The following is a 13,537-nucleotide window of genomic DNA, read 5'->3' as shown; positions in this document are numbered from 1 at the left end:
CCGTGCGTCGGCGCGGTTACTCCGCCAGCGGCAGGTACACGCGGTTGCCGGCCGCGGCGAACTCCGCCGACTTCTCGGCCATGCCCGCCTCGATCTCGTCCGCCTTCAGGTCGCCGCCGTGCTCGCGCCGGATGTCCTGGGAGATCTTCATCGAGCAGAACTTCGGCCCGCACATGGAGCAGAAGTGCGCCGTCTTCGCGGGCTCCGCCGGCAGCGTCTCGTCGTGGAACTCGCGCGCGGTGTCCGGGTCGAGGGCCAGGTTGAACTGGTCCTCCCAGCGGAACTCGAAGCGCGCGTCCGACAGGGCGTCGTCCCACTCCTGCGCGCCCGGGTGCCCCTTGGCGAGGTCCGCCGCGTGGGCCGCGATCTTGTAGGTGATGACGCCGGTCTTCACGTCGTCCTTGTTGGGCAGGCCCAGGTGCTCCTTCGGCGTCACGTAGCAGAGCATCGCCGTGCCCCACCAGGCGATCATCGCCGCGCCGATGCCCGAGGTGATGTGGTCGTAGGCGGGCGCCACATCAGTGGTGAGCGGGCCGAGCGTGTAGAACGGCGCCTCCTCGCAGATCTCCTGCTGGAGGTCGATGTTCTCCTTGATCTTGTGCATCGGGACGTGGCCCGGGCCCTCGATCATGGTCTGCACGTGGTGGCGCTTGGCGATCGTGTTGAGCTCACCGAGGGTCTTCAGCTCGGCGAACTGCGCGGCGTCGTTGGCGTCCGCGATCGAGCCGGGCCGCAGGCCGTCGCCGAGCGAGTACGTGACGTCGTACGCCGCGAGGATCTCGCAGAGCTCCTCGAAGTTCGTGTAGAGGAAGTTCTCCTTGTGGTGCGCGAGGCACCAGGCGGCCATGATCGAGCCGCCGCGCGAGACGATGCCCGTCTTGCGGCGGGCGGTCAGCGGCACGTACGGCAGCAGCACGCCGGCGTGCACCGTCATGTAGTCGACGCCCTGCTCGGCCTGCTCGATGACCGTGTCCTTGTAGATCTCCCAGGTCAGGTCCTCGGCCCTGCCGTCGACCTTCTCCAGCGCCTGGTAGAGCGGCACGGTGCCGATCGGCACGGGGGAGTTGCGCAGCACCCACTCGCGGGTGGTGTGGATGTTGCGGCCGGTGGAGAGGTCCATGACCGTGTCGGCGCCCCACTTCGTCGCCCAGGTCATCTTCTCCACCTCCTCCTCGATGGAGGAGGTGACCGCGGAGTTGCCGATGTTGGCGTTGACCTTCACCAGGAACCGCTTGCCGATGATCATCGGCTCGATCTCCGGGTGGTTGACGTTCGCCGGGAGCACCGCGCGGCCCGCGGCGATCTCCTCGCGCACGACCTCCGGGGAGACGTTCTCGCGGATCGCGACGTACTCCATCTCCGGGGTGATCTCGCCCCGGCGGGCGTACGCGAGCTGCGTCACCGGCTGGCCGTCCCGGCCCCGGCGGGGCAGCCGCGGCCGGCCGGGGAAGACGGCGTCGAGGTTCTTGAGCCCGCCGCCGCGCGGCGAGGTGTGCTTGATGCCGTCGTCCTCGGGGCGGACCGGGCGGCCCGCGTACTCCTCGGTGTCCCCGCGCGCGATGATCCAGTTCTCGCGCAGCGGCGCCAGGCCGCGCCGGACGTCGGTCTCGACGGTGGGGTCGGTGTACGGGCCGGACGTGTCGTACAGCGTCACGTCCTTGCCGTTGGTGAGGTGCACCTGACGGACGGGCACCCGGAGGTCGGGGCGGGAGCCCTCGACGTATCCCTTGTGCCAGCCCGGCGTGCGCTCCTGCGGGCCGTTCTGGTCGGAGGCAGGCGTGCGTGCATCCTGAATGGTCATGAGACCGAATCTCCCTACGCCGGCATTACCCGGTAACAGGTTCGGCGGTCGGCGCAGCCTCCTCCCGTACGTACGTCCAGTACGCCCGTACGGTGATCAGCGCCCTCTCAGCCCGGTGCTCCGAGCTCCCGCGTGTGCAAAGGTGCCACCACGCTAGCGCCCTCCCTGGCGTGCTGAACAGTGGGTCCCCCGCGTTCTTGCGATGATCGCTCGGTGACTTCCACGCAGCAGACCCCCGATCCGCACGGTTCCGGTGGCCACGACGGCCATGGCGGACACGGCCACGACGATGGAGGGGACGGAGGGGGCGGAGGCCACGGCGGCGGGCACGGCGGAGGCCACGGCGGCGGAGGCCACGGCCACGCGCACGCGCACAGCCACGGCCCGGCGGAACCCGTCTCGCGTCATCTGCGCAAGGTCATCGCCGCGGTCCTGATCCCCTTCGGCGCCGCGGTCCTGATCGGCCTCGCGGTGCTGTGGCCGGGCGGCGCCCCGGCGCACGAGCGCACCGGCGTGGGCTTCGACCGGCAGACCGAGCAGGGCCGGGTCGTCGCCGTCGACCAGGTCGCCTGCACGGACGTGAACGTCGCGCAGCCCCCGCCGACCGGCGACGCCTCGACGCAGCAGGGGAGTGACACCCGGCAGTGCGAGAAGGCGACGATCGAGGTCACCTCGGGCCCGCACCAGGGCCGGACCTTCACCGAGATCGTGCAGCCGGACGCCCCGCGGCAGTTGCACGAGGGTCAGGGCGTGGTCGTCGCGTACGCCCCCGACGCACCGCGCGAACTCCAGTACTCCGTCACGGACGTGAACCGGAAGCTGCCGCTGGCGGTGCTCGCCGGCATCTTCGCGGTGGTGGTGGTGGCCGTCGGCAGGATGCGCGGCGTGATGGCGCTGATCGCGCTCGCCGTGAGCTTCCTGGTGCTGACCTTCTTCATCCTGCCGGCGATCCTCCAGGGCTCCAATCCCCTGGTGGTCGCCATCGTCGGAGCGAGCGCGATCATGCTCATCGCGCTCTACATGTGCCACGGCCTGTCCGCCCGGACCTCGGTGGCGGTGCTCGGCACGCTGGTCTCGCTGCTGCTGATCGGCCTCTTCGGCTCGCTCTTCATCGGCTGGGCCTCGCTGACCGGCAACACCGACGACAACACCGGCCTCATCCACGGCCTGTACCCGAACATCGACCTGTCGGGCCTGCTGCTGGCGAGCGTCATCATCGGTTCGCTCGGCGTGCTCGACGACGTGACGGTCACCCAGACCTCGGCGGTCTGGGAGCTGCACCACGCCGACCCCCGAATGGGTCCGCGGGCGCTCTACCGGGCCGGCATCAGGATCGGCCGCGACCACATCGCGTCGGTCGTGAACACCCTGGTCCTCGCGTACGCCGGCGCCGCCCTGCCGCTGCTGCTGCTCTTCTCGATCGCCCAGAGCAGCGTGGGAACGGTGGCCAACAGCGAGCTGGTCGCCGTGGAGATCGTCCGCACACTGATCGGCTCGATCGGTCTGGTCGCCTCGGTCCCGGTCACCACCGTCCTCGCGGCGCTGGTGGTCTCGGCCGACCGGCCGGGGGCCGCGGCGCAGCGCCCGGGCAGGGGCGGACGCCGCCGCCGGGCCAAGTGACCCGAGGGACCGCGGGGTACGGGGGTACGGGAGCCGGATCGGCTCCGTACGCCTCGGCCCTTCTCGTCCGGCGTTCTCAGCCGGCGTTCTCCTCCGCGAGGATCCGGCCGAGCGCCGCCTCCAGGTGGTCCTCGAAGTCGCCGAGGGTGCGTTCCTGACCGAGCGGGACCAGCTTGTCCGTACGGTCGAGGAAGGCGACCAGCGGTGGCGCGCTCGCCCGGAACAGGGCGCGGTCGCCGCCGACCTGGAGCCGGATGATCACGTCGGACAGCCCGTCCGGGTCGGTGGGCGCGATGTGCACATCGCCGTCCCCGCTGGGCCGGTTGATCCCGTCGAGCAGCAGTTCCCGGCCGAACGCCCAGGTCACCGGCGCGTCTCCGGGAAGGTGGAAGGTCATCCGCACCGCATACGGGTCGCGGGTCTCGTATCGCAGTTCCACCGGGATCCTGAAGGAGAGCTCCTCGGAGACGAGGAAGCTCATCAGGAGTTCGGCTTGAACCGTCTCTCGCATCATGTACCCCGCAGTAGACGAAGCAGTTGTGTAAACACGCTGCTGAAAGCTGTGGTCGAAACGGCCAGGAATGATCCCCCATGGCCCTCTTGACGCAATCGTGCTGTAAGCGCTAGCAGATCACAAGGAGTGATTTTTCAGATACTGATAGAGAAGGCGAGCGAGCTGAAGAGCGTTCCGATCTCGTTCTGTAGCTGAGCGATCGCAGGTAGCAACCGTTCTTCCTGGTGAAGAGGTACGGAAATGGCCATGGCGGCCGCCGTGGACCCCGCCGTGATGGGGATGGCGGCACAGACTGTGCCGAGCGCATATTCCTGACGCTCTACCAGGGGCTCCATACGCCCTATTCCGCCCAAACGGTCCAAAAGGGCACGCTGATTACGCACCGTATATGGCGTGATGGCTTCCACCGGATGGCGGTCAAGGTGGTCTTGACGGCTCTTCAGATCGAGTTGACTCAGCAGGCACTGCCCGATGGCGTGCGCGTGGCCGGTCTCCCGGAAATCGGCCCACTCCTCGACCGCGGGGACCGCGGGAGTGTCGGCGACGGAGACGAGCTCGATCTCGCCTTCGCGGTAGATCGCGAAGTACACCGGGACGCCGATGGCGTCACGCCAGTGCGCGAGGGAGTCCTCGACCTTGGTGCGACGATTCTGCAGAACTCCGCCGCCGACCAGACGGCCGGCGGCGTCGCCGAAGACGAACACACCCTTCTCGCGGCGCAGATAGCCCTCGTGCGTCAGGGTGCGGAGCAGGTGGTACGCGGTGGGAAGCGGCAGTCCCGCTTCCCGGGCGAGCTGTTTGGCGGGCGCCCCGTCCTCATGGGAGCCCACGGCCTCCAGAAGTCTCAGCGCTCGCTGTACCGATCCGATCAGGGTAGGAGCAGCGGTCTGCGAAGCCGTGGCCAAAGGTCACCCCCAGGCGAGTGACGGACGCGTCGCATCCGCCCGCGGGGGCCGCCCCCGCGCGCCCACCGCGACCTGGGACCGTCGGGTCTACGCCTGTTGTTCCTGGGGCGGCAGAGGTTTCCACTCTAATGGCAGCCCCCATGGCCACGGCCGGTTTCAACCGGTGCGTTCCCTCGCCCGGGCTAATCCCCGGCCGTTGGCCCCTGCCTCGGCGGAGCGCCTGCTACCAGTCCTCGCGCGATCCCGAGGACGACGAGGTGAACTTCCGTACGACGTAGATCAGGCCACCGACGAGCGCCACGAACACCAGCAGCTTGAAGAGCAGGCCGACCACGAAGGTCAGGACGCTGGTGATCAGTCCGCCGAAGACGACGAGCGCGAGAACGGGTATGGCGACCCACTTCACCCACCACGGCATCCCCGCGAGAATCTCCTTCACCGCCATTGCGCTTACCTCATCTCCCGAAGAGTCCCGTCCCGCGGGATCCCTCCGGACCCCGGGGCCGTCGGCGTTCCCATCGTTCTCTGTCGCCGACACCCTCGATGCTAGGCGCGCACCCCAAGCGAACGGGGGCCTCACGGCCCCCGCTCTTCCCTGATCCGACCCCTAGGGGGTGCGGCTCACGCCTCGGGCGGCGAGAAGACGACCATGACGCGCAGGTCCTCGGTGATGTGGTGGAACCGGTGCGGCACCCCGGCCGGCACATAGACCACGCTGCCCCGCGCCACCGGGGTCGTCTCCTCCCCGACCGTGATCGCGGCCCGGCCGCTCACCACGAAGTACACCTCGTCCTGGCCGTGCGGCTGCTGCGGGTCGAGCTGCCCCGCGTCGAGCGCGTACAGCCCGACGGACATGTTCCGCTCCCGCAGGAACTGGAGGTACGCGCCGTCGTTGGCGGCCCGCTCCGCCTCCAGCTCGTCCAGTCGGAATGCCTTCATGGTTCGTTCGCCCCTGCCTTGGCTCGATCATGTCTGCCACGATCTGACACATGAAGAATTTCGTAGTCAAGACGCTCGCGAACGCGGGGGCCCTGGCCGTGGCCATCTGGCTGCTCCAGGACATCACCCTGACCGGCGACAGCACCGCGAAGAAGGCCTGGACCCTGATCCTGGTCGCCCTGGTCTTCGGCCTGGTCAACTTCCTCGTGAAGCCGCTGGTGAAGCTGCTCACGCTGCCGCTCTTCATCCTGACGCTCGGTCTGATCACCCTCGTCGTCAACGCGCTCATGCTGCTGCTGACCTCCTGGCTGGCCGACCAGCTCGGCCTCAGCTTCCACGTGGACGGCTTCTGGACCGCGGTGCTCGGCGGCCTGATCATCTCCGTCGTCTCCTGGGCGCTGAACGTCGTCCTCCCCGACGGCGACTGAGGGCCGGCCATGACGTACCGCGTCTGTTTCGTCTGCACGGGCAACATCTGCCGCTCGCCGATGGCCGAGCACGTCTTCCGCGCCCGCGTGGCCGAGGCCGGCCTGGCCGACGCGGTCGTCGTGGACAGCGCCGGCACCGGCGGCTGGCACGAGGGCGACGCCGCCGACCCGCGCACCGTCGCCGTCCTGGAGGAGCACGGGTACGGCTCGGCGCACGCCGCCCGCCAGTTCCGCACCTCCTGGTTCCCCGCGCTGGACCTGGTCATCGCCCTCGACGAGGGGCACCTGCGCGCACTACGGCAGCTCGCCCCCACTCCCGAGGACGCCGCGAAGATACGGCTGCTGCGCTCCTACGACCCCGGTGCGGGCGCCGAGCTCGACGTGCCCGACCCCTATTACGGCGACCGGGAGGGGTTCGAGGAGTGCCTGGACATGGTGGAGGCCGCGAGCGAGGGACTGCTCGCCGCGGTGCGCGACGAGGTGGAGGAACGGACCCGATGAGCGGCACGCACGACGGCGAAGGGCTGCGGCCCGAGGAGACCGGCCCGATCGGCGACGGCACCCGGGCGGTGCGGGCCGGCCTGCCCGAGCCCGTGAAGTACGAGCCCACCCTGCCCGGTCCGGTCTTCGCCGCCCACTTCCACCTGCCGGGCGACCCCACCGGCCCCTACACCTACGGCCGCGACGAGAACCCCACCTGGACCCTGCTGGAACGCGCCATCGGCGAGCTGGAGGCCCCGGGGGAGACCGGCGTCGAGACCCTGGTCTTCGCCTCCGGGATGGCCGCCATCTCCGCCGTCCTCTTCTCCCAGCTGCGCTCCGGCGACGCCGTCGTCGTCCCCGACGACGCCTACCAGGCGCTGCCGCTGCTGCACGAGCAGCTGCGGGCGTACGGCGTCGAGGTGCGCACCGCGCCGACCCGCGGCGAGGCCCAGCTCTCTGTCCTCGACGGCGCGAAGCTGCTGTGGCTGGAGACGCCGTCCAACCCCGGGCTCGACGTCTGCGACGTGCGCCGCATGGTGCGGGCCGCCCACGAGGCCGGGGCCCTGGTCGCCGTCGACAACACCCTGGCCACCCCGCTCGGCCAGCGGCCCCTGGAGCTGGGCGCCGACTTCTCCGTCGCCAGCGACACCAAGGGCATGACCGGGCACGGCGACATCCTGCTCGGCCACGTCAGCTGCCGCGATCCGCGGCGCGCCGCCGAGGTGCGCCGCTGGCGGAAGATCGTCGGGGCCATCCCCGGCCCGATGGAGGCATGGCTCGCGCACCGCTCCCTGGCCACCCTCCAGCTGCGCCTCGACCGGCAGTGCGCCACCGCGCTGACGCTCGCCGAGGCCCTCCTCGCGCACCGGGACGTGACCGGACTGCGCTACCCGGGGCTGCCCGGCGATCCCTCGCACGAGGTGGCCGCCCGGCAGATGCGCCGCTTCGGCTCCGTCGTCTCCTTCGTCCTGCCGGACCGGGCCTGGGCGGACCGGTTCCTGGACGCGCTGCGGCTCGTGGACGACGCGACCAGCTTCGGCGGGGTCCGGTCGACCGCGGAACGGCGCGGACGGTGGGGCGGCGACGCCGTGCCCGAGGGCTTCGTCCGCTTCTCGGTGGGCGCGGAGGACCCGGAGGACCTGCTCGCCGACGTCCTCCAGGCCCTCGACACCGCGGCCAAGGGCGCCTGACAGACGCGGGCGGTCCCCTGAAGAGGCGTTCCGAACCTCCCCCCTCGTGGCTCGGAACGCCCTTCTCCCCCTTGCTTCCCCCAGCGGTTCCCCCGGCGTTCCCAGCGCCGACGACCCGCCTGGACAAGGCTAGTTGACTGTGCGTCAGTGTCCAATCACGGTAGCGACAGCGGCCTATCGACTTATTTATAGTTGGACGGTCCTGAGGCGCCGTCAGCGGAGCGCCCGAGTCGAACGGCCCCCGCGGCCGGGAGGGGGCGGACATGGATCTGGCCCTGCTGCGCACGTTCGTCATGGTGCACCGGGCCGGCTCCTTCACCCGCGCCGCCGCCCTCCTCGGCCTCTCCCAGCCCGCGGTCACCGGCCAGATCCGCACCCTGGAACGGCAGCTGGGCCGCCCGCTCTTCCTCAGTCAGGCCCGTGGGGTCACCCCCACCACCATCGGCGACGAGCTCGCCCACCGCGCCGCCCCTCACCTGGACGCGCTCGTCGAGATCGCCGAGACGGGCCTCGGGGAGCAGAGCGGCCTCCGCACCCTGCACCTCGCCGGGCCGCCCGAGTTCACCTCGGTCCGGGTGCTGCCCGCCCTGACCCCGCTGGTCGCGCAGGGCCTCGCACTGCGCGTCTCGTTCCTGGGCGCCGCGGACGAGGTCCTCGACGGGCTCGCCGCCGGGCACCACGACCTGGCCGTCGCCACCGCCCGGCCCCGCGGCGGGCTCTTCACCGCCACCCCGCTCTGCGACGAGGAGCACGTCCTGGTCGCCGCCCCGCGCTGGGCCGCCCGCCTCTCGCCCGGGGTGCTGCTGCGCCGGGGCGCGGTCGTCCTGGAGCAGCTGCCCGTGGTCGAGGTGCACGAGTCGCTGCCCTTCGTCGCGCGCTACTGGGCGGCCGTCTTCGAGTCGAAGCCGGCCGCCGCCGCGACCGTGGTCGCACCGGACCTGCGGGCCGTCCTGGAGGCCACCGCCGCCGGAGCGGGGCTCGCCGTGCTGCCCCGCTACCTGTGCGAGGAGGCCCTGGCCGACGGCCGGCTCGTGGCGCTCCTCGACCCGCCGGTGCCGCCGCTGCGCACCTACTTCCTGGTGGTGCGCACCGGCACCCTCGCACTGCCGCATATCGCGCGGGCCCACGAGCGGCTGGTGCGGACCGCAGGGGGCTGGTGAGTTTCAGGACACCTGGGACGGGCCATTTTCTTCCCATGACCGAACGACCTGTGGTCAAGCGCACCGCACGCGCCATCCTGCTCGACGGGGACGACCTGATCCTCATCAAGCGCACCAAGCCCGGAGTGGATCCGTACTGGGTGACGCCCGGCGGCGGGGTCGAACCCTCGGACCCGACCGTCGTCCAGGCCCTGCACCGTGAGGTGCACGAGGAGCTCGGCGCCAAGATCACCGATGTGGTGCCCTGTTTCGTCGACACCGTCGAGCACATCGTCGACGGCGGGGTCTCCGGCGTGAAGGTCCAGCACTTCTTCGTCTGCCGGCTGGAGTCCATGGACACCTCGCTGCGGCACGGCCCCGAGATCGAGGAGCCACAGGGCGAGTACGAGATCGTCCGGGTGCCCTTCAACCGGGTCGGCATCGCCGCCGTGCACCTGGTGCCGCTCTCCCTGCGCCACTACCTGGACGGCAACATCGAGGGCGTCCGCGCGATGCACGCGCCCGACCTGGGCTAGGCCGGGTCCGGACACGGCCTGGGGCCTGTCGCCCTAGCCCTGCGGGACCAGTTCCGTCAGGAAGTCGTGGCGGATCCGGTCGGTGGGGATGCCGACGCCGCGCAGGGCGTCCACCCCGCTGCGGATCATGCCGAGCGGCCCGGAGAGATAGGCGTCGTACTCGGCCCACGGCCCGTACTGGCGCACGGCGTCCGGGAGCCTTCCCTGGTCCTCGGTGACGGGGCGGACGGCCAGCCAGGGGAAGGTCTTCTGGAGCCGCAGCATGGTGTCGATGTCGTAGAGGTCGTGGTCGCTGCGCGCCCCGTAGAAGACCTCGACGCGCCGCCGGTCGCCGTGCTCGGCCACGTCCTCGACCAGGGCCTTGATCGGGGCGATCCCCGTCCCTCCGCCCAGGCAGAGCAGCCCGTTGTCGGTGGAGTGGTCGACGGTCATCGACCCGGCGGGCGGTCCGAGCCGCAGGACGTCCCCGGGACGGGCGCGGTGCACCAGGGCGTTGGAGACCCAGCCGGCCGGCACCGCCTTGACGTGCAGCGAGAGCAGACCGTCCGGGCGGGGCGCCGAGGCGAAGGAGTAGTGCCGCCAGATCCGCGGCCACCAGGGGGTCTCCAGGCTCGTGTACTGCCCGGCGAGGAACGGGTACGGCTGATCGGGCCGGAGGGTGATCACCGCGATGTCCGGGGTCCGCAGGTCGTGCGAGACCACCTCGGCCTGCCACCAGGCCGGCGCGTGCCGCTCGTCCTCCGCCGCCGCGTCGATCATGATCTGGGAGATCGTCGTGTACGTGCGGACCCAGGCCGCCTCGGTCTCCTCGTCCCAGCTGTCGGCGTACCGCGTCAGGGCCCCGATCAGGGCCTCGCCCACCGCCGGGTAGTGCCCGGGCTGGGTGCCGTACTTGCGGTGCCCCCGGCCGAGGTTCCGCAGGTACTCCGTGAGCACGGGCACGTCGTCCAGGTGCTCGGCCGCCGTGAGCAGCGCCTTGAGCAGCCGGTCGCGCTGGGCGTCCATGGCGGCCGGGAACATCGCCCGCAGATCGGGCTGGTGGGTGAAGAGCAGGGCGTAGAAGTACGAGGTCACCCGGTCGGCGACCGGTCCGATCTCCACCATCGTGCGACGCACCAGCACCGCGTCCGGCGAGGGCGTGTCGCTCTCGTCCGGAGGTATTCGGGGCGGTGATGCGTCCGGGGCCGTAGCCAGAGCATCCGTCATGTCCTCGCCTCCCCGTAGCCGACCCGGATGGTCGCCTTCCGTGTTCGCAGGATGACAGTCCGGCGCGAATCCCGGGCAGAAAGCGGAATTCCCGGCCGGTCGCCTCCCGTCGGCGACTAGGCTGCGCTCTTTCGCACGAGTGCGTACGCCTCGCGCAGGTCCGCTCCCGCGTAGCGGTGCCGGGCGAGACCCGCGAGGTGATGGTCCGCGTTCACGGCCACCGTCTCGGGCACGACCGCGAAGAGCTCCGCGTCCGACATCGAGTCCCCGTACGCCACACAGGCGTCCAACGGGAGGTCGAAGCGCGCGCAGAGTTCCCTGGCGATCCGGACCTTCGCCGACGCGTCGAGGATCCCCGGGCGGTGGATCGGTTCCGTGAACGGAACGGAGGGCCAGAGCGAGCCATGGGCCGCGTCGGCGCCCCAGGCCAGCAGCCGCTCGACGAAGAAGTCCGGCGACAGCGAGATGACCGCGCAGTGGCCGCCCTCGGCCCGGATCCCCGCCCAGACCTCCTGGATGCCGGCCAGCCAGGGCGCCCCCTCGAAGGCCGCCGTCACCTGCTCCGGGGTGAGCTCCGACCAGAGCGCCCTGGCCCGCACCGCGAACTCGTCGGGAGTGAGGCCGTGCAGCAGGAAGCCCTGCTCCAGCTCCGCGATCTCCTCGCTCAGTCCGAGCTGCCGCGAGATCTCCACCGCGGCCGCCGAGCCCCGGATGAGGGTGCCGTCGAGGTCGAAGAGATGGAGCCTGCGGCTGCCGCTGAGGGTGGTCATGTACGCCGAGGCTAGTACGACCGGTTACTCCCCCGGCCGGACGCGGGAGAAGAGCCCCGGACGGCACCGTGTTTCACGTGAAACAACTCCGGCGGCCCGCTCGGCGGGCGCTCCTCGTCGTCCATGTCTCCGTCTCCGTGTCCTGGCTCGGCCTCAGCCTGGGGCTGCTGACCCTCGGCATCACCGCGTACACGACCCAGGACCCGTCCCTGACGGACGCGTCCTACCGCGCCATGCAGGTGTTCGCGGACTGGCTGCTCGCGCCCGTCGCCCTGCTGACCCTGGGCACCGGCCTGGTGCTCTCACTGGGGACGCCCTGGGGGCTCGCCCGGCACCGATGGGTCTGGATCAAGTTCTGGATCACCCTCGCCACAGCCACCGCCACGATCTTCGCGCTCCGCCCGGAGATCGCCCACGTGGCGGCGGCCGGCGTGCCGGACCCCAGCCTGGTCGCCGCCCCCGCGATCTCCACCAGCGCCTATCTCTTCATGACCGCCATCTCGGTGCTCAAGCCCTGGGGGCCCACCCGACGCGGGCGCCGCCTGCGGGACGCCGCCCGCCCCCGTAAAACGGTGGACGCCTCCGCACCGCTTCGGAGAGCCTGAACCCCATGCCCTCCTCGCAGCCCTCGCTCGACCAGCTCCCCATCCGCCACCTCACTCCGGCCGACGTCCTCGCCTGCGCGGACCTCTCCGAGGACCGGGGATGGGAGCGGGAGGAGCACAAGTGGGGGCTGCTACTCACCGCGGGCACGGGATACGGCATCGACGACCCGTCCGGGAAGGGCCTGGTGACCGCCTGCGTCGTCACCTCGTACGGGCCCGGTCTCGCCGCCATCGGCATGGTCCTGGTCGCCGCGCGCCACGCCCGCCAGGGCGTCGGGCGCCGGCTGATGCGCCACGTGCTCGCCGAGGCGGGGGACACTCCGGTCACCCTCTACGCCACCCCCAACGGCCAGCCCCTCTACGAGGAGCTGGGCTTCGTGGACGTCGGCCGTTCGGAGATGCTCACGGGCCGCTTCACCTTCGCCGAACCGGCTCCCGCCCTCCCGGTCCGCCCCGCCACCGCGGAGGACCTCCCGGCGGTGCTGCGCCTCGACCACGAGATCTTCGGCCTCGACCGCACCGCGATGATCACCCGGCTGCCGGCCTTCGCCGACCAGCTGCGCGTCGCGGAGCAGGACGGCGAGATCACCGGCTTCGCCGGACTCTGGCCCAACATGGACACCCACGTCATCGGCCCGCTGATCGCCCGCGACGTCGCCACCGCCCAGGCCCTGGTCGCCTCGCTGGCCGCCGCCTCCGACCGCCCGCTGCGCACGGACGTCGACAGCCGGCACGACTCGCTGACCACCTGGCTGAAGGCGAACGGCCTGGAGCGGATCATGGACAACGCGATCATGATCCACTCCCTTCCCGACCTCCCGGGCGACTGGCACCGCCGCTTCGCGCCGCTCACCGTCGCGGCGGGCTGATTCCGAGGCCGGCCGACAGCTGCTCGACGAGGCCCGGCCGACCCGACGGGCGGAACGTACTCTGCCCTCCATGAGCGATCTCGAGATACGGCCCGCCCGGCAGGACGACCTCCCCGCCATCGTGGCGATGCTGGCCGACGACCCCCTGGGCGCCCGGCGCGAGTCGCCCGACGACCTCACGCCGTACACGGCCGCCTTCGCCCGGCTCGCCCAGGACCCGAACCAGCGCCTGGTCGTCGCCGTGCGCGAGGGCAGGGTCGTCGGCACCCTTCAGCTGACGCTGATCCCCGGACTCTCCCGCAAGGGCATGACCCGCTCCCTCATCGAGGGCGTCCGCATCCACGCCGACGAGCGCGGCAGCGGACTCGGCACCCGGCTCATCGAGTGGGCCGTCGAGGAGTCCCGCGCCCAGGACTGCGGACTGGTGCAGCTGACCTCCGACGTGACGCGCGTCGACGCCCACCGCTTCTACGAGCGGCTCGGCTTCGAGGCCTCGCACGTCGGGTTCAAGCTGAGCCTGTGAGGGAGAGCG

At 71.2% G+C, this 13,537-nt stretch carries 15 protein-coding genes, 1 pseudogene and 1 riboswitch; of the genes and pseudogenes, 9 read left to right on the top strand and 7 right to left on the bottom strand.

What is annotated here, in order from left to right:
• Positions 1 to 16: 16 nt before the first annotated feature.
• The gene (gene thiC / locus AB0Q96_RS33460; protein ID WP_365332116.1) at positions 17 to 1,801 is read right to left on the bottom strand and encodes a phosphomethylpyrimidine synthase ThiC; all 1,785 of its coding nucleotides are present in this window, start codon (positions 1,799 to 1,801) and stop codon (positions 17 to 19) included.
• A riboswitch (TPP riboswitch) is annotated at positions 1,796 to 1,943 on the bottom strand. Its footprint overlaps the gene before it by 6 nt.
• A gap of 71 nt (positions 1,944 to 2,014) precedes the next feature.
• Here thiC and AB0Q96_RS33455 point away from each other — a divergent pair.
• Positions 2,015 to 3,421 (top strand): YibE/F family protein, encoded by a 1,407-nt coding sequence (locus AB0Q96_RS33455; RefSeq protein WP_365332114.1) that lies wholly within the window; start codon positions 2,015 to 2,017, stop codon positions 3,419 to 3,421.
• A 76-nt stretch (positions 3,422 to 3,497) separates the two neighbouring features.
• Here AB0Q96_RS33455 and AB0Q96_RS33450 read toward each other — a convergent pair whose 3' ends face one another.
• The 4 genes from AB0Q96_RS33450 to AB0Q96_RS33435 form a co-directional block, all read right to left on the bottom strand.
• On the bottom strand, positions 3,498 to 3,932 hold the full coding sequence (locus AB0Q96_RS33450; protein ID WP_365332251.1) for an SsgA family sporulation/cell division regulator: 435 nt from the start codon (positions 3,930 to 3,932) through the stop codon (positions 3,498 to 3,500).
• 137 nt (positions 3,933 to 4,069) lie between these two features.
• Positions 4,070 to 4,840 (bottom strand): helix-turn-helix domain-containing protein, encoded by a 771-nt coding sequence (locus AB0Q96_RS33445; protein WP_365332112.1) that lies wholly within the window; start codon positions 4,838 to 4,840, stop codon positions 4,070 to 4,072.
• Positions 4,841 to 5,063: 223 nt separating this feature from the next.
• Complete coding sequence (locus AB0Q96_RS33440) at positions 5,064 to 5,279, bottom strand: DUF5326 family protein (protein ID WP_365332249.1); 216 nt, start codon at positions 5,277 to 5,279, stop codon at positions 5,064 to 5,066.
• 182 nt (positions 5,280 to 5,461) lie between these two features.
• Positions 5,462 to 5,779: a cupin domain-containing protein gene (locus tag AB0Q96_RS33435; RefSeq protein ID WP_365332110.1), complete on the bottom strand. Its 318-nt coding sequence runs from the start codon at positions 5,777 to 5,779 to the stop codon at positions 5,462 to 5,464.
• Positions 5,780 to 5,829: 50 nt separating this feature from the next.
• Here AB0Q96_RS33435 and AB0Q96_RS33430 point away from each other — a divergent pair, with 50 nt between their 5' ends.
• From AB0Q96_RS33430 to AB0Q96_RS33410, 5 genes are all read left to right on the top strand, one after another.
• Positions 5,830 to 6,207 carry a phage holin family protein gene (locus AB0Q96_RS33430; RefSeq protein ID WP_329422269.1) on the top strand — a complete coding sequence of 126 codons (378 nt, stop codon included), beginning with the start codon at positions 5,830 to 5,832 and terminating at the stop codon, positions 6,205 to 6,207.
• Positions 6,208 to 6,216: 9 nt separating this feature from the next.
• Positions 6,217 to 6,708 carry a low molecular weight protein-tyrosine-phosphatase gene (locus AB0Q96_RS33425; RefSeq protein WP_365332108.1) on the top strand — a complete coding sequence of 164 codons (492 nt, stop codon included), beginning with the start codon at positions 6,217 to 6,219 and terminating at the stop codon, positions 6,706 to 6,708.
• On the top strand, positions 6,705 to 7,880 hold the full coding sequence (locus tag AB0Q96_RS33420) for a cystathionine gamma-lyase (protein ID WP_365332106.1): 1,176 nt from the start codon (positions 6,705 to 6,707) through the stop codon (positions 7,878 to 7,880). The genes AB0Q96_RS33425 and AB0Q96_RS33420 overlap by 4 nt, the downstream gene beginning before the upstream one ends.
• Before the next feature lie 263 nt (positions 7,881 to 8,143).
• Positions 8,144 to 9,040 (top strand): LysR family transcriptional regulator, encoded by an 897-nt coding sequence (locus AB0Q96_RS33415; RefSeq protein ID WP_365332104.1) that lies wholly within the window; start codon positions 8,144 to 8,146, stop codon positions 9,038 to 9,040.
• Between the two features lie 35 nt (positions 9,041 to 9,075).
• On the top strand, positions 9,076 to 9,555 hold the full coding sequence (locus tag AB0Q96_RS33410) for an NUDIX hydrolase (protein ID WP_365332102.1): 480 nt from the start codon (positions 9,076 to 9,078) through the stop codon (positions 9,553 to 9,555).
• Between the two features lie 33 nt (positions 9,556 to 9,588).
• Here AB0Q96_RS33410 and AB0Q96_RS33405 read toward each other — a convergent pair whose 3' ends face one another.
• Both AB0Q96_RS33405 and AB0Q96_RS33400 read right to left on the bottom strand, forming a co-directional pair.
• Positions 9,589 to 11,073 carry a globin domain-containing protein gene (locus AB0Q96_RS33405; RefSeq protein ID WP_365332247.1) on the bottom strand — a complete coding sequence of 495 codons (1,485 nt, stop codon included), beginning with the start codon at positions 11,071 to 11,073 and terminating at the stop codon, positions 9,589 to 9,591.
• Positions 11,055 to 11,531, bottom strand: a pseudogene (locus AB0Q96_RS33400) (haloacid dehalogenase-like hydrolase); the annotation flags it as partial. The gene AB0Q96_RS33405 and the pseudogene AB0Q96_RS33400, both read right to left, overlap by 19 nt.
• Before the next feature lie 77 nt (positions 11,532 to 11,608).
• On the opposite strand from AB0Q96_RS33400, the gene AB0Q96_RS33395 reads away from it, so the two are divergent.
• From AB0Q96_RS33395 to AB0Q96_RS33385, 3 genes are all read left to right on the top strand, one after another.
• The gene (locus AB0Q96_RS33395; RefSeq protein WP_365332100.1) at positions 11,609 to 12,136 is read left to right on the top strand and encodes a DUF2269 domain-containing protein; all 528 of its coding nucleotides are present in this window, start codon (positions 11,609 to 11,611) and stop codon (positions 12,134 to 12,136) included.
• Positions 12,137 to 12,141: 5 nt separating this feature from the next.
• The gene (locus AB0Q96_RS33390) at positions 12,142 to 13,005 is read left to right on the top strand and encodes a GNAT family N-acetyltransferase (RefSeq protein WP_365332098.1); all 864 of its coding nucleotides are present in this window, start codon (positions 12,142 to 12,144) and stop codon (positions 13,003 to 13,005) included.
• A 70-nt stretch (positions 13,006 to 13,075) separates the two neighbouring features.
• Positions 13,076 to 13,528, top strand: coding sequence for a GNAT family N-acetyltransferase (locus AB0Q96_RS33385; RefSeq protein WP_365332096.1), 453 nt, complete (start codon positions 13,076 to 13,078; stop codon positions 13,526 to 13,528).
• Positions 13,529 to 13,537: the final 9 nt, after the last annotated feature.

Source organism: Streptomyces sp. NPDC093111, assembly GCF_040683955.1.
Taxonomy (GTDB): Bacteria; Actinomycetota; Actinomycetes; order Streptomycetales; family Streptomycetaceae; genus Streptomyces.
The sequence above is the reverse complement of the archived record's forward strand: the minus strand, read 5'-3'. Positions and strand labels throughout refer to the sequence as shown.

Coding starts and splice junctions, on each gene's coding strand:
- AB0Q96_RS33410 (WP_365332102.1), top strand. CDS start 9,076: ATGACCGAACGACCTGTGGTCAAGCGCACCGCACGCGCCATCCTGCTC.
- AB0Q96_RS33415 (WP_365332104.1), top strand. CDS start 8,144: ATGGATCTGGCCCTGCTGCGCACGTTCGTCATGGTGCACCGGGCCGGC.
- AB0Q96_RS33425 (WP_365332108.1), top strand. CDS start 6,217: ATGACGTACCGCGTCTGTTTCGTCTGCACGGGCAACATCTGCCGCTCG.
- AB0Q96_RS33435 (WP_365332110.1), bottom strand. CDS start 5,779: ATGAAGGCATTCCGACTGGACGAGCTGGAGGCGGAGCGGGCCGCCAAC.
- AB0Q96_RS33450 (WP_365332251.1), bottom strand. CDS start 3,932: ATGCGAGAGACGGTTCAAGCCGAACTCCTGATGAGCTTCCTCGTCTCC.
- AB0Q96_RS33420 (WP_365332106.1), top strand. CDS start 6,705: ATGAGCGGCACGCACGACGGCGAAGGGCTGCGGCCCGAGGAGACCGGC.
- AB0Q96_RS33430 (WP_329422269.1), top strand. CDS start 5,830: ATGAAGAATTTCGTAGTCAAGACGCTCGCGAACGCGGGGGCCCTGGCC.
- AB0Q96_RS33385 (WP_365332096.1), top strand. CDS start 13,076: ATGAGCGATCTCGAGATACGGCCCGCCCGGCAGGACGACCTCCCCGCC.
- thiC (WP_365332116.1), bottom strand. CDS start 1,801: ATGACCATTCAGGATGCACGCACGCCTGCCTCCGACCAGAACGGCCCG.
- AB0Q96_RS33390 (WP_365332098.1), top strand. CDS start 12,142: ATGCCCTCCTCGCAGCCCTCGCTCGACCAGCTCCCCATCCGCCACCTC.